Annotated in this window: 16 protein-coding genes and 1 pseudogene; 6 read left to right on the forward strand and 11 right to left on the reverse strand. The window is 61.6% G+C overall.

Translation table 11 applies throughout. The features are described 5' to 3' along the window. Positions 1–57: 57 nt before the first annotated feature. Complete coding sequence (gene speB / locus H1204_RS24895; protein WP_180731208.1) at positions 58–1,032, reverse strand: agmatinase; 975 nt, start codon at positions 1,030–1,032, stop codon at positions 58–60. A gap of 149 nt (positions 1,033–1,181) precedes the next feature. On the opposite strand from speB, the gene H1204_RS24900 reads away from it, so the two are divergent. After that, positions 1,182–2,087, forward strand: a complete 906-nt coding sequence (locus H1204_RS24900) for a LysR family transcriptional regulator (RefSeq protein WP_180731209.1) — start codon at positions 1,182–1,184, stop codon at positions 2,085–2,087. 226 nt (positions 2,088–2,313) lie between these two features. After that, a complete protein-coding gene (locus H1204_RS24905) occupies positions 2,314–3,288 on the forward strand; it encodes a hypothetical protein (protein WP_180731210.1) in 975 nt (324 codons plus the stop codon). Between the two features lie 95 nt (positions 3,289–3,383). Here H1204_RS24905 and H1204_RS24910 read toward each other — a convergent pair whose 3' ends face one another. Beyond that, positions 3,384–4,319: a LysR family transcriptional regulator gene (locus tag H1204_RS24910; protein ID WP_180731211.1), complete on the reverse strand. Its 936-nt coding sequence runs from the start codon at positions 4,317–4,319 to the stop codon at positions 3,384–3,386. Positions 4,320–4,489: 170 nt separating this feature from the next. Between H1204_RS24910 and H1204_RS24915 the strand changes: the two genes are divergently transcribed. The 4 genes and pseudogenes from H1204_RS24915 to H1204_RS24930 all read left to right on the forward strand — a co-directional run bounded on the left by H1204_RS24915 (position 4,490) and on the right by H1204_RS24930 (position 8,914). After that, positions 4,490–5,707, forward strand: coding sequence for an FAD-dependent monooxygenase (locus tag H1204_RS24915; RefSeq protein ID WP_180731212.1), 1,218 nt, complete (start codon positions 4,490–4,492; stop codon positions 5,705–5,707). A gap of 467 nt (positions 5,708–6,174) precedes the next feature. Beyond that, positions 6,175–7,397: pseudogene (nhaA, locus tag H1204_RS24920) on the forward strand (Na+/H+ antiporter NhaA). 13 nt (positions 7,398–7,410) lie between these two features. Further along, complete coding sequence (gene gltS, locus H1204_RS24925) at positions 7,411–8,616, forward strand: sodium/glutamate symporter (RefSeq protein WP_180731213.1); 1,206 nt, start codon at positions 7,411–7,413, stop codon at positions 8,614–8,616. Between the two features lie 31 nt (positions 8,617–8,647). Continuing rightward, on the forward strand, positions 8,648–8,914 hold the full coding sequence (locus tag H1204_RS24930; protein ID WP_180731214.1) for a hypothetical protein: 267 nt from the start codon (positions 8,648–8,650) through the stop codon (positions 8,912–8,914). Between the two features lie 177 nt (positions 8,915–9,091). On the opposite strand, the gene clcA is transcribed toward H1204_RS24930, so the two are convergent. The 9 genes from clcA to H1204_RS24975 form a co-directional block, all read right to left on the reverse strand. Then, positions 9,092–10,411, reverse strand: coding sequence for a H(+)/Cl(-) exchange transporter ClcA (clcA, locus tag H1204_RS24935; protein WP_180731215.1), 1,320 nt, complete (start codon positions 10,409–10,411; stop codon positions 9,092–9,094). A 158-nt stretch (positions 10,412–10,569) separates the two neighbouring features. Then, on the reverse strand, positions 10,570–10,968 hold the full coding sequence (locus H1204_RS24940; protein ID WP_180731216.1) for a hypothetical protein: 399 nt from the start codon (positions 10,966–10,968) through the stop codon (positions 10,570–10,572). 91 nt (positions 10,969–11,059) lie between these two features. Continuing rightward, a complete protein-coding gene (locus tag H1204_RS24945) occupies positions 11,060–11,539 on the reverse strand; it encodes a glycine zipper family protein (protein WP_180731217.1) in 480 nt (159 codons plus the stop codon). A 94-nt stretch (positions 11,540–11,633) separates the two neighbouring features. Continuing rightward, the gene (locus H1204_RS24950; RefSeq protein ID WP_180731218.1) at positions 11,634–12,389 is read right to left on the reverse strand and encodes an acetoacetate decarboxylase; all 756 of its coding nucleotides are present in this window, start codon (positions 12,387–12,389) and stop codon (positions 11,634–11,636) included. Then, complete coding sequence (locus tag H1204_RS24955) at positions 12,386–13,588, reverse strand: patatin-like phospholipase family protein (RefSeq protein ID WP_180731219.1); 1,203 nt, start codon at positions 13,586–13,588, stop codon at positions 12,386–12,388. The genes H1204_RS24950 and H1204_RS24955 overlap by 4 nt, the downstream gene beginning before the upstream one ends. Continuing rightward, positions 13,585–14,175 (reverse strand): PqiC family protein, encoded by a 591-nt coding sequence (locus H1204_RS24960; RefSeq protein ID WP_180731220.1) that lies wholly within the window; start codon positions 14,173–14,175, stop codon positions 13,585–13,587. Before H1204_RS24960 ends, H1204_RS24955 begins: the two co-directional genes overlap by 4 nt. Beyond that, positions 14,172–15,812 carry an MlaD family protein gene (locus H1204_RS24965; RefSeq protein ID WP_180731221.1) on the reverse strand — a complete coding sequence of 547 codons (1,641 nt, stop codon included), beginning with the start codon at positions 15,810–15,812 and terminating at the stop codon, positions 14,172–14,174. The genes H1204_RS24960 and H1204_RS24965 overlap by 4 nt, the downstream gene beginning before the upstream one ends. After that, a complete protein-coding gene (locus tag H1204_RS24970) occupies positions 15,781–17,070 on the reverse strand; it encodes a paraquat-inducible protein A (protein ID WP_180731222.1) in 1,290 nt (429 codons plus the stop codon). Before H1204_RS24970 ends, H1204_RS24965 begins: the two co-directional genes overlap by 32 nt. After that, complete coding sequence (locus H1204_RS24975) at positions 17,067–18,569, reverse strand: efflux transporter outer membrane subunit (RefSeq protein WP_180731223.1); 1,503 nt, start codon at positions 18,567–18,569, stop codon at positions 17,067–17,069. Before H1204_RS24975 ends, H1204_RS24970 begins: the two co-directional genes overlap by 4 nt. Between the last annotated feature and the right edge of the window lies 1 nt (position 18,570).

Here is an 18,570-nt window from a genome sequence, read left to right on the forward strand (position 1 = left end):
CGGTTCAGGGTTTAGCGGTTCAGCGGCGCGGCGGCGCGGCGGACGCAGGCGGGCCGCCTATCGCGCGTGTTTGCCGCGCTCGTGGAAAATGAAGCCGATGGAGTTCAGCAGCAGTTGTGCAGCAAGAATCGATGTCACGTCGGCCGGGTCATAAGCGGGCGCCACCTCGACAAGGTCGATTCCGCAGATGTTTCCGTGGCTGCGTCGCGCAAGGCCCTGGATGATTTCGAGCACCTCGTAGTACGTGAAGCCGCCGTGACTCGGCGTGCCCGTGCCGGGCGCTATCGACGGATCGAAGCCGTCAATGTCGATCGTGATGTAGTAGGCCGCGCCTTCAGGGATGCGGGCCAGCACGGCTTCGGGACCGAGCCGGCGTACATCGCGCACCGACAGGATGTCGGAGCCCGCCTCGCGAGCGGCATCGTAGTCGGCGCGGTTCGACGACGACACGTTGCGAATGCCGAGCTGCGTCATGCCAACGATGTGGTCCATCTCCGACGCGCGCCGGAGCGGATTGCCGTGACCGTAGCGCACGCCATGTCGCTCATCGACGAAATCCAGATGCGCGTCGAAATGAACGATATGAATCGGACCCCGGCCTTCGAAAGCCTTGATGACTGGCGCATGGATCGAATGATCGCCACCCAGCGTCACGGGCATTGCTCCGCTCTCGAGTATCTTGCGCACGGCAAATTCGATGTTCGCGTTGCTCGCTGCCATATCGGTATGGACGATATCGGCATCGCCCACATCCACCATGCGCACCTGATCGCGGCTCAGGTAGAGAACGTCGTCCTCGTGATCGTATGCACCCGAATGACCGAACGCGAAAAGCGTCGACGCTTCGCGAATGCTGCGCGGACCAAAGCGCGCTCCCGAGCGCCACTGCGTGCCCATGTCGTTCGGTGCGCCGAGAATCGCGACGTCCGCGTCGATCTTGTCCCAGTCGACGCAAACGGGCGACTTCGCAAATGTGCAGTGGCCCACGAACGGCAGATTGAGCCGCCCCGTCTCGTACGTATTGCTCTGCATCCTTGTCTCCATGTGTCATTCGGTAGAAAACGCGGTTTCATTACAGCCGCCGTTCGAAGACACTATCGGTGGAATTTTTTTGTATAAAAATCCCAAGTATCAAATGTTCATATCGGGATTTCCGAAGCGACGAGGGAGAGGCGCGAGCCATGGTTCAGTTGCAGGATGTAGATCTGAAGCTACTTAGGGTTTTCATGAATGTGGTGCGCTGCGGGGGATTCTCGGCGGCGCAGGCAAGCCTGAACGTCAGTCAGTCGACGATCAGCGAACAGATGACAACACTCGAAACGCGGCTCGGACTCAAGCTCTGCGAGCGAGGCAGGGGCGGCTTCAGGCTGACAGAACATGGGACGGCAACGTACGAAGCAGCGCAAAGGCTGCAGGTTGCGGTCGAGGCCTTCTGCATGGATACCGATGCGCTAAAGCAGCACATCTCGGGAAAGCTCTATCTCGGCATCATCGACAACACGATCACGCATACGACTTCACCGCTGCCCAAGGCGCTGCAGAAGTTCGTCTCGCGTGGACACGACGTGCATGTCGATGTCTACGTGGGCACACCAGCCGAACTCGAAGAACGCGTGCTCGATGGGCGTTTGCACGTGGCCGTCGGCCATTTTCCGATTCACGTACCGGGGCTGGCTTATAACGAGCTTTATCTGGAACCCGACGGACTGTATTGCGGCAGACGGCACGCGCTCTTTGCGGGCGCGGCTGGCGGCAACGTGCCGAATGACGCTGTCGCGGCGAGCCGCATCGTGGCGCGCGGCTATCTGCAAGAAAACGATCTGCGCATGCTGAGCGCAAGCAAAGCAGCGGCGACCGTCGACAACGTCGAGGCACAGGCGATACTCGTGTTATCCGGCGCCTATATCGGGTTTCTGCCGAATCACTATGCTGCCCGCTGGGTGGAACGCGACGAGATGCGACGCATCAATCCCGATCAGTTCGGCGCGCAATGGCCGTTCTGTGCGGCCATACGCAGAGGATCGACAATACCGTCGATCCTGAAGGTATTCATGGCCGATCTGAACGAATGTTGCGAAAGCCGGTAGACACGCATCGCGAAGTGCCTGCCGATCCCCTCGCCCGCCAGCAGCCGGTGCGGGCCATACGGCGTGTATCGCAACGAACAGGGCGATAATGACGTAAAGGCTTAGTCCGGCAATGCGCATTGACGGGAAGTGGTGCGTCGCCAACGGCACGTCGGCGCAGCGGCAGAGCGCAATCGTGACAGAAGTGGCAGGCAATACGTGCGTCCGATGCCAAGAGGGAGGATGGATGCAACTGCAAAAGAAGTTGACCTTGCTCGCTCGTGCAGGCGTGCTATACGCGTTGCTGGCACTGCTTTGCGTCGACTTGACGGTCGTTGCGAAGCAGGATCGCGTGCGATGGCCACTGCATTTGCAACAGGCATCTGAGCGCGTACCACGTACGCCACGCAGTGCGGCTGTCCTGATCGAGCGTGTGAATTTCGTTCTCGACCAGGATGCCCAGACGCAAGACGAAGAGGCACAAAATAAGCACAAGGCTGAGCAGCGCCGCTCCGCAGCAGCCAAAACAAAGTCCGGTCCAAAGGCTGCTTCCACCGCCGCAGCGTCGGGCACGCGGCCGACAGCGAATCAGTCACACGCGCCCGCTAGCTCGGCCGCCGCGCGGACAGACCATGGTGTGAAATCAGCTGCGTCCGAAGCTTCGTCATCACAGGGCGCCGCATCCGCGACGCCTGCTGCCAGACTTGCGCCTGCGTCGTCCGCTGTCACTTCGTCTTCCGCCGCTGCGACCGCACCAGCACCGGCATCGTCGCCTGACGGGAAGCAGGGTGCATCGACAGGCGGGAATTCCGTGGCAGCGCTCAACCCGGCCGGCCCAGGTAATGCGCCGCGCCCGGGAGGCGACCGCCCTCCGCGGCTGACCTGGGAGCAACTGACCGCGTTGATGCCGGGCGCCACCCTAAAAAGGACGAACACTGCGGGCGCCCTGAGACAATGGGTCAATGGCGCAGACGGTTCACTGACTGTCTACTGGGGGGGTGGTGGCTTGCTTCAGACACACAGCGCGAGCGGCAAGTGGAGCGTGACGAAGGATGGCCACTTTTGTCTTCAAATCGACTGGCCCGACATGCCAGAAAATTGGTGCCGCTTTCTGGAACCGACAGGCAACGGCGCGTATCAACCGGTCCCGGACGTCGCTGATGCGGGCTGGACGCCCCCGAAGGATAAAACCGAGTGGCGGCCCCTGACCATTCGCCGCTAGCGCAACCGGCGAATCCAGCTGGACCGGGCTCGAACCGGAGAGCAGCGTTCGCATCTCCGATGCCACTCACGGCAGTGCCCAGTGCTTGCGGCGGTCTACACGGACTTCGTTTTACGCGTTGGCATTGCCGAGTCCGCGAACAGGTCGATCACCACCTTGCGCAGCCAGCGATTGCCTTCGTCCTGCTGGACTCGCGCGTGCCAGAGCAAATGGATCGGCGCAGCGGGCAATTTCGAGGGCAATGCGCGCAGGCTCAGTGAAAACGGCGCTGCCAGTTGCAAGGCCAGTCGCTCCGGCACCGTGGCAATCAGATCGGTGCGTTGCAGGATAAAGCCTACGCTCATGAAGTGAGGCACCGTCAATCGCACCTGGCGCTGCACGCCCCGTCGTTTCAGCCAGTCGTCGACCTGACCGTGTCCGGTGCCGGCGGACACCACCACCAGATGCTCGGCTTCACGCCAGGCAGCGAGCGTAAGCGGCGCATCTTCGAGCGTATGGCCGCGCCTGAACAGGCAGACATACGGCTGATTGAACAGGCGGCGCTGATAGAAACCACCCTTGAGCTGCGGCAGTAGTCCGATAGCGAGATCGACCCTACCCTCGGCCATCTCGTTGCCCAGATTGACGCTCGTGTCGCGAACGGTATTGAGCGCGATGCCCGGCGCCTCGCGCGACAGTCGTTCGACAAGCGCGGGCAGAAAGACGACCTCGCCGATGTCGGTCATGCCGATCGTTATCGTGCGCGTGACACGCAGCGGATCGAACCCCGTCTCGGGATTGAGCGCGGCGTGCAGCGTGGCGAGCGCCTGAGAAACCGGCTCTGCGAGGCGCAACGCGAACGGCGTGGGCACGACGCCGCCCGGCGCACGCACGAACAGCGGGTCACCGAGCCGTCGACGCAGTTTGGCAAGCGCGTTGCTGACGCCCGGCTGACTCATGTTCATCTGCTCGGCCACGGTCGCTACGCGCCGCTCCCGCATCAACCGTTGGAAAAGCAGCAGCAGATTGAGATCAACTTCACTCAGTTCCATGATCGGGTCCCTCGTCATCATTGATTTCAGTGATGAAGCAGATTTCCCCCATTTTATTGTGGAATGTCTGGTCAGTGACGAGAATTCAGACAAGGCGCACGCATCCCACTTCAGCACAGTACGCATGCCGTGCCGACTCAATCACATAGTCTGAATATCGGAGACACCCCATGGAACAGCTGGATATGAAGATCGCAATCGTCGGTGCTGGCATCGGCGGCCTCACGCTCGCGCTCGCACTGCGAGAACATGGCATCGACGTGCAACTCTACGAGCAGACCGACGAGCTTCGCGAGGTCGGAGCGGCCGTCGCGCTGTCGGCGAATGCGACGCGATTTTATGAGCGCATGGGACTGCGTGCAGCGTTCGACGCAGTGTGCGCTGAAATACCCGCGCTGATCTATCGGGACGGGCGCAGCGGCGAAGTGATTGGACAGCATCGTGGCGAGCCGAGCTATCGACAGCAGTTCGGCGGTTCGTATTGGGGCGTGCATCGCGCGGATCTCCAGGCCGTGCTGTCGCGGGCGGTCGGCCTCGAGCGCATCAATCTCGGCCATCGGCTGACCGATCTCGTGCAGCATCCGGATCGCGTGAGTCTGAGTTTCGCCAACGGTCGGCACATCGACGCCGATCTGGTGATCGGCGCGGACGGCGCACGCTCGATCACGCGGCGCTGGATGCTCGGCTACGACGATGCCCTGTATTCCGGCTGCTCAGGTTTTCGTGGCGTGGTGCCCGCCGGACGCATGGATCTCCTGCCCGATCCCGAGGCCATTCAGTTCTGGGTCGGACCGCAGGGACATCTGCTTCACTACCCGATCGGCGACAAAGGCGACCAGAACTTTCTGCTTGTCGAGCGCCATCCCTCGCCTTGGCCATCGCGCGACTGGGTCACGTCGGCGACCGAGGGTGAGCAGCTGCGCCTGTTCAAGGACTGGCATCCCGCCGTGGTGCAGATGATCACCGCCGTGCCCATCAGCCAGCGCTGGGGTCTGTTCCATCGTCCCCCGCTCGGGCGCTGGAGCAAGGGCCGCGTGACGCTCATCGGCGATGCAGCGCATGCGCTTGTGCCGCATCATGGCCAGGGCGCCAATCAGTCGATCGAAGATGCCGTGGTGCTGGCCGCGCAGTTGGCCAAGGCTGGACCGGGTCGCTGGCGCGAGGCACAGGAGGCTTACGAGCGGTTACGGCGGGGCCGCACGCGCAAGGTGCAATACGCCTCGATATCGACGGCCGACGTGTTGCATCTGCCGGACGGACCCGAGGCGCAGGCGCGCAACGCCCGCCTTCGAGCACGCGACAGCCTGCTGCATCATCTGGACTGGATTCACGATTTCGACGCTCTTGCGCAAGAGCCGACGGAACGCCAGGGTGGCACCTGGCTTTAAACTCCGCTCCTCTGGTCGACAAATGCCCCTTCGTGGAGGAACGGTGCCCGATCCGGACAACAAGTTGATCTACCAAGCCGTGCTACGCGCAGAGGACCGTTGCCGACCTCATTGCCGCCGCTCGCCCCGTCTGGGGTTCAACGGCGGTCAATTGAGTCATGCGGTCCTCCACGTCAGCTTTTCGCGGGAGCGGTTCGGCCGTTGCCGACATTGAGGCAGCTCTACTGACTTGGCCGCTCAGTTCGATTCCGGCATGCCGATGTCCAGCAGCACAAGAGCCAGCCAGTACTCAAACAACAAACGCGCGCGTGTCGGACTAAGGTCGTATTGCGTCTATTGAGCCGCGTGACAAAATAAAACCAATGCTCCGAGCTGGCGTTCGCCCGCCAGGTGCCGATTTTTCATCGCACATCACAATTCACCCACAATCGCTGCACCCGAGCGAGTGCACCAACACCGGAACGCGTATTGTGATCGGCAATGCGGTTCGCAAGACGACCGAGCGCATTTCCGACTTCCTCAGGCTGGAGTCGGCGGGTGGCTTGTTGCTTGCGGCTGCGGCCGTGTTCGCATTGATCTGCAGCAATACACCGCTTCGCGTCGCATACGACGAACTGCTAAAGACTCCGGTGGAAGTTCGGTTCGGATCGTTCGCGCTGGCAAAGCCGCTTTTGCTATGGATCAACGACGGCCTGATGGCCATCTTCTTTCTCCTCATCGGCCTGGAGGTCAAGCGCGAGGTGGTCGAAGGTGAGTTGTCCACGCCTGCGCAGATCGTGCTTCCTGTCGTCGGCGGAGTGGGCGGGATGCTGGTCCCCGCGCTCCTCTTTGTTATCACCAACCGTCACGGCGGCGCGTTGAATGGCTGGGCCATTCCCACCGCCACCGACATCGCCTTTGCGCTGGGCATTCTGTCGCTGCTCGGCGACCGCGTGCCGTTGTCGCTCAAAGTCTTCCTGACAGCCGTGGCGATTGCCGACGATCTGGGCGCGATCGTCATCATTGCGCTGTTTTATACCGCCGACCTCTCGCTCTCGATGCTGATTTTCTCGGCTATTCCCATCGCACTGCTGGTTGCCTTGAATCGTCTCAAAGTCACGCGAATTGCACCTTACATGATTGTGGGTGTGATCCTTTGGGTACTCGTTCTGAAGTCGGGCGTCCACGCCACGCTCGCCGGGGTAGCCGCCGCTTTCGCCGTGCCGCTCAAGGCAACAGATGCCGAAGGACACGCCCCCTGCATCGGCTTGAACACAACCTCCACCCCTGGGTGGCATTCGCGATCCTGCCTGTCTTTGCTTTCGCCAATGCCGGAGTCTCCTTCACCGGCATCACCTTCGCCGCCTTTGCTGATCCGCTGACGCTCGGTATCGCCGTCGGCCTTTTCGTCGGTAAATCCGTAGGCGTCTGTGGGGCGTGCGGCGCGCTGATCGCCCTGGGGGCGGCCAGACTTCCTGACGGCGCGAGCTGGCCGCAGTTCGCAGGCGTTGCCGCACTGTGTGGCGTCGGCTTCACCATGAGCCTGTTCATCGGCTCCCTTGCATTCGAGGGACCGGAATATTTCACACCGATCCGCCTGGGCGTGATTGCCGGGTCGTTGCTCTCGGGGATCATGGGCTATCTGCTGCTCAGGTTCGCGCCCCGACATGCCAGCTCAACCTCACGCCCCGGTCGAACTGTCGAACCATAAACGGGAGAAGAACATGGTGAGCCTCGACACGCAGGAAACGCTGATGGCAGCGTGCCTCGTGCTGCTGCTCGGGCGGCAGATCCTTGCTCGAATACGCGTACTGCGCACCTACAGCATTCCAGAACCCGTCGCAGGCGGGCTGCTCGTCGCATTGCTGGTCTTTGCGATGCGCAGCCTCTCGCACATCGAGGTGCGTTTCGATACTGGACTTCAAACGCCGTTGATGTTCGCTTTCTTTGCCACTATCGGGCTGAACGCCGACCTGTCAGCGCTGAAATCCGGCGGGCGCGCCATGGTCATCTTTCTATGCGTCGTGGCGGGCTTGCTCATCATGCAGGATGCGCTCGGCATTACCCTCGCCTGGATGCTGGGGCAAGAACACATTCTCGGCCTGCTTGGGGCATCCGTGACCCTCTCGGGCGGTCATGGCACGGGCGCAGCTTGGGCCAAGGTGTTCGCGGAGCGTCACGGGCTTGCAGCCGCGACGGAAATCGCCATTGCGTGCGCCACCTTCGGGCTGATACTCGGCGGATTGATTGGAGGGCCGGTCGCGCGTTTTCTGATTACGCGCTATGGTCTCACCCCGAGGCCGGAGCCCGGGGATACCGCAGACACGACGGCATTCGAGCAGCCGAAGGCTGTTCGCCCGATTACACCAGACGCCGTCATCGAAACCGTCGCGTTGATTGCAATTTGCCTCGCGGTCGGCTCGTTGCTCGCTTCCTGGTCGAATGGCAAAGCGTTCGAACTGCCCGCCTTCGTGTGGGTGCTGTTCGTCGGTGTCATGCTCCGCAACGTCCTCACCATACGAGGCTGGTACGAGGTTTCCGGACTCGCCGTATCGATGCTGGGCAATGTCAGCCTCAGTCTCTTTCTCGCCATGGCGCTGATGAGCCTCCGCCTATGGGATCTAGCCTCGCTGGCGCTGCCGCTGGTTGTGATCCTCGCCGTACAGGCGATTGCGATGGCCGCGTATGCGATGTTCGTTACTTTCAGGGTGATGGGCCGCAACTATGACGCGGCGGTCCTGGCCGCTGGTCATTGCGGTTTCGGCCTTGGGGCCACGCCGACGGCGATCGCGAACATGCAGGCCATCACCGAGCGGTTTGGTCCGTCCCATCTGGCCTTTCTGGTCGTGCCGATGGTAGGCGCATTTTTCATCGATATCGCAAACGCAATCGTCATCAAACTGTTCCTGCTGTTGCCGATTTACGGGTAACGCTTATCCAGTTGAGCGCCGGAGAGCCATCATGTCGTCGCTTTTGCACCGGGAGATTGATGTACCGCCGTATCGAATCGTCATCAACGCCCGACCAGAGTATCGACCCCGATCACCCAGCGAGATTGCAGGCTACGTGGCGCGAGCCACCATCACTAGGCTGGACGGATCGCCGGTCTATGAAGGCTGCCTCGCCTATCAGATCTACGAAGGTGAAACCTTCCTGGACCCTCAAGCCGCAATGCGCGATGGCGAACAGCGAGCGCGAGAGGACATCAGCACGGGATTCCCGCATTAGCGTTATCGGAATTGCGCCTTGATGAAAAGCGCCAGCATTTGTGAGCGGCAAAGTAGCTGCGTGCGGGAGGCTTTTCCGTGCGCTTTGTCCGTACGTGTGGTTCGCCTCGGCCTGCAAGGCCAGACGATCCCCGCGTTGCCGGATTCGCGGCAGGACCGTTCAGTGCGCGCGGTAACGTCAACGGGCAGGTCTCACAACCTGCGAAGCTTTGTGAGGAAGCCGTTCGCCCAGCGAATCATAGATGGGTGGACAGTGCAGCATGACGGGAACGACCATCGCCGTGAAGCACGCGGTAAGCATCGGCAAGAGTAGCGTAAAGCCTCCTGTCATTTCGGTGACCAGGACGATCCCGGTCACGGGCGCGCGCACGACAGCCGCAAAAAAAGCAGTCATTCCAACCGCGGCAAACGCGCCCGGATCTGCCGCGAAGCCGGGAAACCAGAGCAAGCCGATTCTGCCGAAGCTCAGGCCAGCTTGCGCGCCAAGTACGAGCATGGGCGCAAACAGGCCACCCGGCGTGCCGGCAGCGTATGAGAGAGCACCGAATCCGAAGCGGATGACGAACGCCACTGCGACGCCTGAAAGTTCGCCCGCCCCCAGGAGCGCGCGCTGCGTGAGCGGATCTCCACCGCCAGCGAGATCTGGCGCATACCACGCGAGCACCCCCGCCGCCGCGCCGATCAGCGCGCCCCGGACATATACCGGCCAGTGCGAGAGCCAGTCGGCAATAGCCAGCGCCCACAGTATCGCGCGGCAATAGGCCGCGCCTAAAAGACCAGTGACGGCGCCAAGCAGGAGATAGACCGGCACTGTCCCGAAGCCGGGATGCGGGGGAACACCAAACTGGAAGTCCGGCGCGTCACCATGCATCAGGCGCGCCACGGCAATCGCTCCCGCCGATGCACCGAGCGCCGCGACGGCCGTACGCATATCGAAGCGGCGCAGCAGTTCCTCGAGCACGAACACGGCGCCCGCAATCGGGGCGTTGAACGCCGTGGCGAGCCCCGCCCCAGCGCCGGCGGCGATCAGGATCCGGCAGTCGTCCGCGTTCCGGCGGAGAAGCGTGCCAATCCAGTTTGAGATCGTGGAGGCCATCTGAACGGTCGGACCTTCACGACCGAGCGCGAGCCCGGCACCGATGGCGATCACGCCGCCGACGAACTTCACTGGAACGAGCGCAAGGGGCGCCGGGGGCAGGTCACCGCTCACCACGGCCTCGACGTGAGGAATCCCGCTGCCGATCGCGTGGGGGGCGCGGCGCCTGACGAGGTTCGCAGCAAATGCGGTCGCAGCCGACGTGGCAAGGAGAACACCCATGAAGCCAACAAGGTGCTCTGTGTGCGCCCATCCGATGAATACATTGCGCACTCTGTCCGCGCTCTCGAGCGAGAACCGGAAAAGCGTTCCTATCAAGCCACAGGCCGTTCCCGCGAGGAGGGCACTAGCGGCTAGCATGACCAGTCCGTGACTGTGCTTCCCCGCTCCCGTATCGTCCATGATCCTTTCGCGTCCGCTATTGGACCCGTGCAATACAGGCAAGGCGAAAGCCTCCTGCAGTGCGTTGATCTCCAGTCATGGCGCCTGCATTGCAGCTCGTTGCAATACCCAGGCACAGCGCCCGGCACGAGTCACGCACATGAAACAGGTCTGGCAAGCTACGACGGCGTGCAGGTCCCGAACAGCACAAATACGTCGTCGCGATTCACCAGCGTCGCGGACATCCCGCCCGTTTTCGTGTCGAGCACAATGCTCCAGCCATAGCCCAACTCGGTACCCTGCAGCAGCAACTGGCCGTCACCCGATTCCATGTACCGGATCGGAGTGCTGCGCTGCGAATTGATTACCAGTTTCCTGGCGAAGTTGAGGCGTACGAAGTCAGGCGCGCCGAGGATCCCCGGCAGCGTCCGGAAACAAACCTCTCCGATGTCGCAAAAGTGCGCATCGATCGTCGCGCACAGCAGTGGCTTGCTGCCATCGAAGTCCGCACCCGACACCCATGTCGGTGTCGAGCAGACCAGGATTGCGACGGCAGTCGTCCGCAATGACTTCAACATGGCTTATCCTCCAGCTTCCCGTGAACCAGTCGGGGAGGCCCGCTCATGGCGGACTGACCGTCCGGCGCAGAGGGGCGCGTTGACCCGATACCTACTCGACCGTGTAGCCGCGTCCCGTCATGCACGCGGCGACCGCGCGGTTATAGGTCGCAAGCTGCCCTGATGCCTGCTGCTGCATGCCTTCCTGTTGCATGGCGGCCTGCTGGCGCTCGCGCCGCATTCGCATGCCCATGCCCATCGAGCCGACCAGCGCGCCGATGCCCGCGCCCTCGCCCCAATGGCCGCCGGCCACGCCGCCGATCAAGGTCCCGAACAACGCGCCGCCGCCGGCACCGCGCAACAATCCGCCTCGCTGCTGCTCCGGTGGCGGCGCATTCGCCATCTGCTCGGCAAGAGCGACGGGATCGACACCCGTGGTTCTCTGGGCCCATGTATGACATTCCTGCGTGTCGATCTGCTGCCTTTCCGCACTCTGGCCACGGGCGGGATAGATGATCGGCTGCGCACCGAACGCTACAAGCGATAACGACGAAACCAGCACCCCACCAAGAAGTCGAACAGTCCGTAACATGGCGTGTACTCCAAAATTTCCCCGATCAGTCACTCCGGGCCCGAAAGAATGTCGCTTGACGTGCCAGTGTCAATAGCTGTTTTGCCTTGCAGCTCTACGATACGAGCTCTCGATCCGACAGATAGTCGTGAACAACCGTACCGAGACCGAGCGTCAGGTCAGTCAGAATATGTACTCCGGAAAGTACTTCGAGAACCGGGAGTTCCGCGACAGGAGCGAGAGCATGATGGAATAGCTCGAGCGCTGCGGGACCTTCCCACGCGCCCTTGACTGTGATCTCCTCGCAGAAATAGCGCACCAGTTCGCAGATTCGTGGGGAGCCATCCACGTGTGGAATGATCTTGAGCAGGTAATTGGGCGCAGACAGTGATGCGAGGATCCTGTCATGAGGCACCGGACGATGCTTGTAGCCCATCGTAGCGACTGCAATTGGAATCGGCCCATATCGCAACACGCCACCAATCGTGTCCTTTTCGACGCGGAGTTGGGGACTCGCCAGTTTTTTCGGGAATCCCCATATTTCCCGGCCGCCGGCAATTGGCGCCATGTCGTCAAGGAACATGGCATGTACATACCCGCCAGCCTGCCCCTGAAAACTCACAGGAATCACCTGTCCACTTTCGGTGTAATCCCCGAACCCCGTTGAGTTCGGCATACGGATGAACTCAAATTTGACGATCGGTTCGATCATCTCGAGCGGGCCCGGTATTACTTTTCTCAGTAGGTCTGGATCGGTTCGATAGGTGATGATCAGAAATTCCCGATCAACGAATCGATAAGGTCCCGGTGGAAAAGCGGGACTCGTAAGTGGCATGGCGAAGGCGCGCTCTCTTACGTCAGATTCAGTCATGGTGTTCTCTCCTGCTGCCCTGGATCGAGCGGTGTGAACTCGTAGACATGAATTCCCTGTGCAAGCTCGACTACGCTCTGCCACGCTTGCCGTGAGATAGCGTTGCGCACATCATCGAGCCCCCCTTGCCAGAGTTCGTCAATGGTGGCCCGCGAAAACTCATAGTCCTTGAACTCTGATGAGCGGGTGTTATGACGGTTGGTCAGGCGGACAAGCGCAACCGCTCCCCGTGTGCTCACTGCCGCCAGCCGCTGTACGTCCGGATCGGAGCGCATCGCCTCAGGAAGCTTGTCCAGCAGGCGACGCAGCGCGTCCCGCAGCTCTTCGGTTTCTCTGACGCGGGTCGCACTGAAGCGCGTCTTGCTCGCATATTGAAGGTCCTTGAGGCGCTCCTGAACCTGTTGCAGGTTCTTGGGCAATTCACCCGCACCGGCAAACACATCGACCTGCAAGACAAGAGCACTTTCCCGATAGGCCTCATCGACGACGTACCACATCGGTGTATTGGATGAAATTCCACCGTCCCAGTACCACTGCCCATCGATCTGAACGGGTGGAAACCCCGGAGGCAGTGCACCGCTCGCCATGACATGCTCTGCGCCAATTCTTGTTCTGGTGTTGTCAAAGTAGACAGACTCTCCCGAGCACACGTTGACTGCGCCTAACGAAAGACGCGTTTCCTGACCGTTGATCAGATCAAAGTCGACAAGCTCCTCGAGCGTCGCCTTGAGCGGCTGGGTATCATAAAAACTCAGGGCGCCGACACTGCCCTGAACCGCGAGGAATGGCGGTGGCACACGCGGCACGAAAAATCCGGGCACGCCGAACGTGACAACGGACGCCGCACTCCACGCGTTGAACCATGGTCGTGCGGTGTCATACAACGTGTGCGGCAAAAAGGACGTCCGCGCTGATGCGCGTTTCCAGAACTCACGTAGTCGTTCAACCCGTTTTTCTGGAGGGTTTCCTGCGATGAGCGCGGCATTGATCGCGCCAATCGAGATGCCTGCAATCCAGTCCGGGACAATACCGACCTCCGCGATGCCCGTGAACACGCCGGCCTGATATGCGCCCAGCGCGCCCCCGCCTTGCAGCACAAGAACGGTGTGGTCAAATTTCGCAAGGTTTTCGGCCACGCGCGGAGGCAGTTCCTTCGTTTCGGCTTCCTTTGAAACGCCTTGTGACGGGTCCGTTTTCATTTCTTCATCCCTGAGACGATCGCGTTCGAGATCTCCCGGCTAAGCGCCGCGAGCGCCCGGCTGTGTGCGTCAACCAGTGCGTCGTAACCCGGACCGCTAACCTGTTCATGCACGACGAACTTCCCGTCTGTCGCTCCCTTAACATCGGGATAACGTACTGACCACAAGGCGACCAGGACGGCACCCTCTGCTGCAGAGGAGTCGAATACCTGCACATCGACCGAGAGCCGGACGGCAGGCTTGCCAGCCAATTGTGGAAAAATGAAAACGCGGGAGTCGGGGAAAAGCTCGCCCAGGTCGGCCGCAAGGACACCCGCAATCTGATCCTTTAGCGGTCCGGCCCACCGCGCAAATTCGTCCACCCTCACCTGCGACTGGCTCACGCGCAGCACAAGCTGCGGACGGTCAACCATATCCGGCACGGTTACGGTGTCGATAACAATCGCTGCTGGCGTCACGGGCGCAACCAGCCGGGCCATGGGTTCAGCGCTCAAGGTATAGAAATCCGCTTGTGGGGACCTTGCGCAGGCCCCCGCAATGACCAGCAAGTGGACCGTTACAATAAGAAGGCAGAGGCGGCGAATCATTTTTCGACCTCCGTCTTGCCTCTGATGAGCGCCTCCGGATGCCGTTCGAGATAATCAGCGAGCGTGCGCAATGCGGCAGCCGCACGCGACATTTCTCGCATCGTCTCGACCGTGTTTTGCGTCAGTGCGCTATCCGGCTGTAACGCGCCATTGGCCGAATCGATCGCGTTGCGGGCCGCAGCAAGCGTAGCGCGAGCCTCCGGCGCGACCTCGGAGTCAAGGGACTTAACCAGCTTGTCTGCGTCTGCCAACGTCTGGTGCGCCTTGTTTCCGATTCCTTCGAACGGCACCTTGTTCAGTTTCGCAATCAGACTGGAGACAGAATCCTGTAACGACTGAAGACCACCTGGTATGGTTGGCAATTCCGGCGGATTCGCGCTCAGATCAAGAGAGGCCTTTGGCGCGCCGGGGAAAAAATCCAGGGCGATGTATCGCTGGCCAGTCAGCAGGCTGCCTGTTCTCAACTGCGCGCGCAACCCCCGCTCCACGAGTAGCTGGGCGAGTCTGTGGGGTTCCGTAGTGAGCCTGCCCCCCTTCTCACCTGACGCGTAACGCGATGTGAAGCGTTCGGGAAAAAGTTGGACTTCGACGGGTATGGTGAACGACATCGTGGTGCGATCAAACCGTGTGTATATCGCTGTCACTTCACCGACCGGGATCCCCCAGAATTCCACTGGCGCGCCAACGACCAGACCCCGCACGGACTCCTTGAAGTTGAAGACGTATGTCACGACAATGCGATCCGGATGCTTCATCGCTTCTTCGCGGTCGTGGTACAGGACGAATTCGCTCCGCGCGGCAGCCGGCTCGGTGCTGGTTGTTTCCTTTGGTGTCTGGAATGCGAGACCGCCTATAAGAATGGACACAAGCGACTGGGTGTTGACCCGAACACCCGCCGCGTCAAGCGATACATCGATGCCGCTTGCCTGCCAGAACCGCGTACCCTTAGTCACATACCTGTCGTAAGGCGCGTTGACGAATACGTGCATCGTGACGCCGTTTCCATCAGGGTCGAGCGCGTATGAAGTCACCTGTCCGACTTGCAGCCGACGGAAGAAGACGGGAGAGCCGACATCGAGCGACCCCATGTCTTCGCCCTTAAGCACGAATTCGCTCCCGGGCTCACCGGTTGCGATAACCGGCGGAGTCTCAAGGCCGATAAAGTCGTGTCGCCCGACCTTCGACTTTCCAGGATCCATGCTGACAAACGAGCCGGATAACAACGTCCCCAGACCGGAGATAGTGCCGCCAGAGATGCGGGGCCGAACGACCCAGAACCGGGAATCATCGACGAGCATGTCGGACGCGTTTTTGGTCATCTCGGCTGTCGCGATGACACGGGTGTGGTCACTCGATAACACGACCTTCCTGACGGTCCCGATTTCAACGTTCTTGAACTTGATTTTGGTCTTCCCTGCCTCCAGGCCGTCCCCCGTCTTGAAACTGATCGTGACGGTCGGTCCCTGCTCAAGTACAGCCTTGACCGCAAGCCAGCCTCCGATCAATACGGCAACGAGAGGTACCAGCCAGACCAGTTGCAGGCGCCAGCGGGCGCGACGGACCGTAGCGACTTCAGGGAAGTCCGGTCCACCAGGATCCTGCGGCTCATTGGCTTGAGCCGGTGGTGGCTTGTCCATGATGTGCCTCTGCCGTATCCCAGGTGAGCCGCGGGTCGAATGACATCGCGGCAAACATTGTCAGTACGACAACGGCGCCGAATGCGATTGCAGCGGGACCTGCCTCGATTGTTGCCAATGCGTTGAACTGGACCAGCGCAACCAGCATGGTGATGACATAGATATCGAGCATCGACCAGCGTCCAACCAGTTCGACGAGGCGATAAATGCGGGCTCTGCGCCTTGGCACCCATCGCGAGCGACGCTGTGCCGTCACGACAAGAAATACCAGCGCGATGATTTTCAGCATCGGCACCGCGATACTCGCGATGAACACGACAATCGCAAGCGGCCATGACCCGGATGTCCACAGGTAGACCACGCCGCTCAGTATCGTGTCTTTCTCGGCACCGAACAGCGAGCTTGTATTCATCACCGGCAGCACGTTGGCAGGAACGTACAGGAACGCAGCGGCCACCACGAACGCCCACGTGCGGCTGATGCTACCCGGCGTCCGGAAGTGCAGATGGGCACGGCAGCGGGGACAGTGCGCGTCGTGTAGCTGGGCAGCAACCGAAAGCAGACCACAGTGATGGCATACGTATAAGCCAGCGCGAGCGGCTGTTGGTGCTGAAGCCGTACATGGCGCCGGATACGCATTCAGGTTGGACCTGTTCACGGCACCGATTCGCGCCCAGATATCACGTGGTTCGAAACCTGACGATATCGCGGCCAGGAGCAACATCTGGACACCGAATGCATACAGTCCGATACCCGGCACGACTGTCGCGATAACCGATAGCTTGACCAGCGCCACAAGCAATCCAAGGATCAGCACTTCCGTCATGCACCAGGGTTCGACCAGATGTAATACGCGAAATGCCAGATCCGGTCTGTATGGCGCCAATCCGACACGCAACGGCAGCAGCAGGTACACCAACGCCAGCATGTCGAGCAAGGGCACGAAAAGCGTTGTCAGAAAAACAAGACCCGCAATTGGCCAGACACCATCGTGATAGAGGTCGAGAACGGCACCGAGCAACGTGGTGTCGACCAGATTCCCGCTGACTGACAGGCCGACGACCGGGAACGCGTTCGCGGCGGCAAACGTCACCAACGCGGCCACCGTACACGCGAGCGTCTGGTCGAGTCCTCCGGGACGGCTACGATACAGCGGCGCACCACAGCGCGTGCAACGCGCCGTTGCGTTATCGCCGAGAGGCGATTCGCGCTGGAGCAGGTCGCACTGATGACAGGCGATGAGGGTCCCGCGCGTCATTGCGGCACCTCTGCGACGGGTTGCGGCGCGGCGGGAGGCACCTGCGGCGGCTGCGGCTGTCCGCCTGCCGGCGGGGGCGCCGTCATCTTTTCCGCCTCCACGACCCAGCCGCCGCCCATCGCCATGTACAGGCTGACCACGTTGGTCAGCGTCGCGGCCTGCGTTTGCGTGTACTGGAGCTGCGCGTTGAACAGGTTGCGCTCCGCGTCGAGCACCTCCAGGTAGCTCGTATAGCCCGCATCGTAACGCTGTCGCGCGAGACGCAGATAGGTGCTCAGCGAGTCGACCTGCCGGCCCTGGATAACCAGCTGCTCGCCTGACTTTTGCACGGCGATCAGCGCGTCGTCGACCTGCTGGAACGCCACCTGGATTGCGTTTTCGTACGCGAACAGCGCCTCCTGCTGACGCGCCTCCGCCTGCTTGTTCTGGCCGTAGATGTTGCCCCCGGTGAAGATCGGCACCGTGATCGATCCAGCGTACGCCCAGACCCGGGTGGGTCCGGTGAAGAGGTTCGAGAACCGGGTGCTGACCGAGCCGAACAGCCCCGTGAGCGAAATGTCCGGAAAGTACAGCGCGCGCGCCGCGCCGATCAGGGCGTTTTGCGCGATCAGGTTCTGCTCGGCCTGGAGAACATCCGGCCGGCGATCCAGCAGCTCCGAGGGCAGGCCCGCGGGCACGGCGGGCGCTGCAAGCGCGTCCAGCGCGCGGCCGCGCAGGATGGGCTCCGGATTGCTGCCGAGCAGCACGGACAGCGCGTCTTCCTGTTGCGCGATCTGCTGCTCGAGCTGCGGTATCGTCGCCGCGCTCGCCTCATAGTCGGACTGGCTCTGCGCGAGCTCCATCTGCGAGGTCTGCCCAAACTGCTGGCGCAGCGTGAACACGTGAACCGAATCGGCGCGACTCGCGGTCGTGCTTTGCGCGATCTCGAGCTGCCTGTCGAGGCTGCGCAGTACGATATACGATGATGCAACCGACGACACCAGCGTCAGGATCGTGGCCCGGTGCCCCTGCTCCGCCGCGCCCACGTTCGCGCGCGCCGCTTCCGTCTCGCGCCGCACCTTGCCGAACAGGTCGATGTCCCAGAATCCGGACACGCTCGGCTGGAACTCGTTGAAGACGGGCGAAACGCCAGGGGGGATCGGCGTCGGCCCGCTCTGCGACGCGCGCTGGCGCGATGCCTGGAACCCTGCGCTGACCTGCGGGAACAGCGCCGAGCGCGTGCTGACGAACTGCCCCATGAATTCGTCGACGCGCGCAGACGCCTCCTTGACGTTGAGGTTGTTCGCGAGCGCGGTCTTGATGAGTTCGTTCAGCACCGGGTCCTGGAACTGCTCCCACCACGTCGTGTTGGCGACGTCCTCCGCTTGCGCCTGCGCAAAGCGGTATGTCGCGGGCGTTTCCACCCTCGGCCGCTCGTAGTTTGGGCCGAGCAGGCAGCCGCCCAGGGCACCGGTCACGAGGAGAGGCGCGGCCACGCGCGCAAGAGAGGCGGTGCGCATG

Source organism: Paraburkholderia sp. PGU19, assembly GCF_013426915.1.
Lineage (GTDB): Bacteria > Pseudomonadota > Gammaproteobacteria > Burkholderiales > Burkholderiaceae > Paraburkholderia.

What these genes read in the sequence shown, in the direction of transcription:
- speB (WP_180731208.1), bottom strand. Translation starts at nt 1,032, where the DNA reads ATGCAGAGCAATACGTACGAGACGGGGCGGCTCAATCTGCCGTTCGTG.
- H1204_RS24950 (WP_180731218.1), bottom strand. Translation starts at nt 12,389, where the DNA reads ATGACTGAATCTGACGTAAGAGAGCGCGCCTTCGCCATGCCACTTACG.
- clcA (WP_180731215.1), bottom strand. Translation starts at nt 10,411, where the DNA reads ATGGACGATACGGGAGCGGGGAAGCACAGTCACGGACTGGTCATGCTA.
- H1204_RS24975 (WP_180731223.1), bottom strand. Translation starts at nt 18,569, where the DNA reads ATGCGCACCGCCTCTCTTGCGCGCGTGGCCGCGCCTCTCCTCGTGACC.
- H1204_RS24910 (WP_180731211.1), bottom strand. Translation starts at nt 4,319, where the DNA reads ATGGAACTGAGTGAAGTTGATCTCAATCTGCTGCTGCTTTTCCAACGG.
- H1204_RS24905 (WP_180731210.1), top strand. Translation starts at nt 2,314, where the DNA reads ATGCAACTGCAAAAGAAGTTGACCTTGCTCGCTCGTGCAGGCGTGCTA.
- H1204_RS24960 (WP_180731220.1), bottom strand. Translation starts at nt 14,175, where the DNA reads ATGATTCGCCGCCTCTGCCTTCTTATTGTAACGGTCCACTTGCTGGTC.
- H1204_RS24930 (WP_180731214.1), top strand. Translation starts at nt 8,648, where the DNA reads ATGTCGTCGCTTTTGCACCGGGAGATTGATGTACCGCCGTATCGAATC.
- gltS (WP_180731213.1), top strand. Translation starts at nt 7,411, where the DNA reads ATGGTGAGCCTCGACACGCAGGAAACGCTGATGGCAGCGTGCCTCGTG.
- H1204_RS24965 (WP_180731221.1), bottom strand. Translation starts at nt 15,812, where the DNA reads ATGGACAAGCCACCACCGGCTCAAGCCAATGAGCCGCAGGATCCTGGT.
- H1204_RS24945 (WP_180731217.1), bottom strand. Translation starts at nt 11,539, where the DNA reads ATGTTACGGACTGTTCGACTTCTTGGTGGGGTGCTGGTTTCGTCGTTA.
- H1204_RS24970 (WP_180731222.1), bottom strand. Translation starts at nt 17,070, where the DNA reads ATGACGCGCGGGACCCTCATCGCCTGTCATCAGTGCGACCTGCTCCAG.
- H1204_RS24955 (WP_180731219.1), bottom strand. Translation starts at nt 13,588, where the DNA reads ATGAAAACGGACCCGTCACAAGGCGTTTCAAAGGAAGCCGAAACGAAG.
- H1204_RS24940 (WP_180731216.1), bottom strand. Translation starts at nt 10,968, where the DNA reads ATGTTGAAGTCATTGCGGACGACTGCCGTCGCAATCCTGGTCTGCTCG.
- H1204_RS24900 (WP_180731209.1), top strand. Translation starts at nt 1,182, where the DNA reads ATGGTTCAGTTGCAGGATGTAGATCTGAAGCTACTTAGGGTTTTCATG.
- H1204_RS24915 (WP_180731212.1), top strand. Translation starts at nt 4,490, where the DNA reads ATGGAACAGCTGGATATGAAGATCGCAATCGTCGGTGCTGGCATCGGC.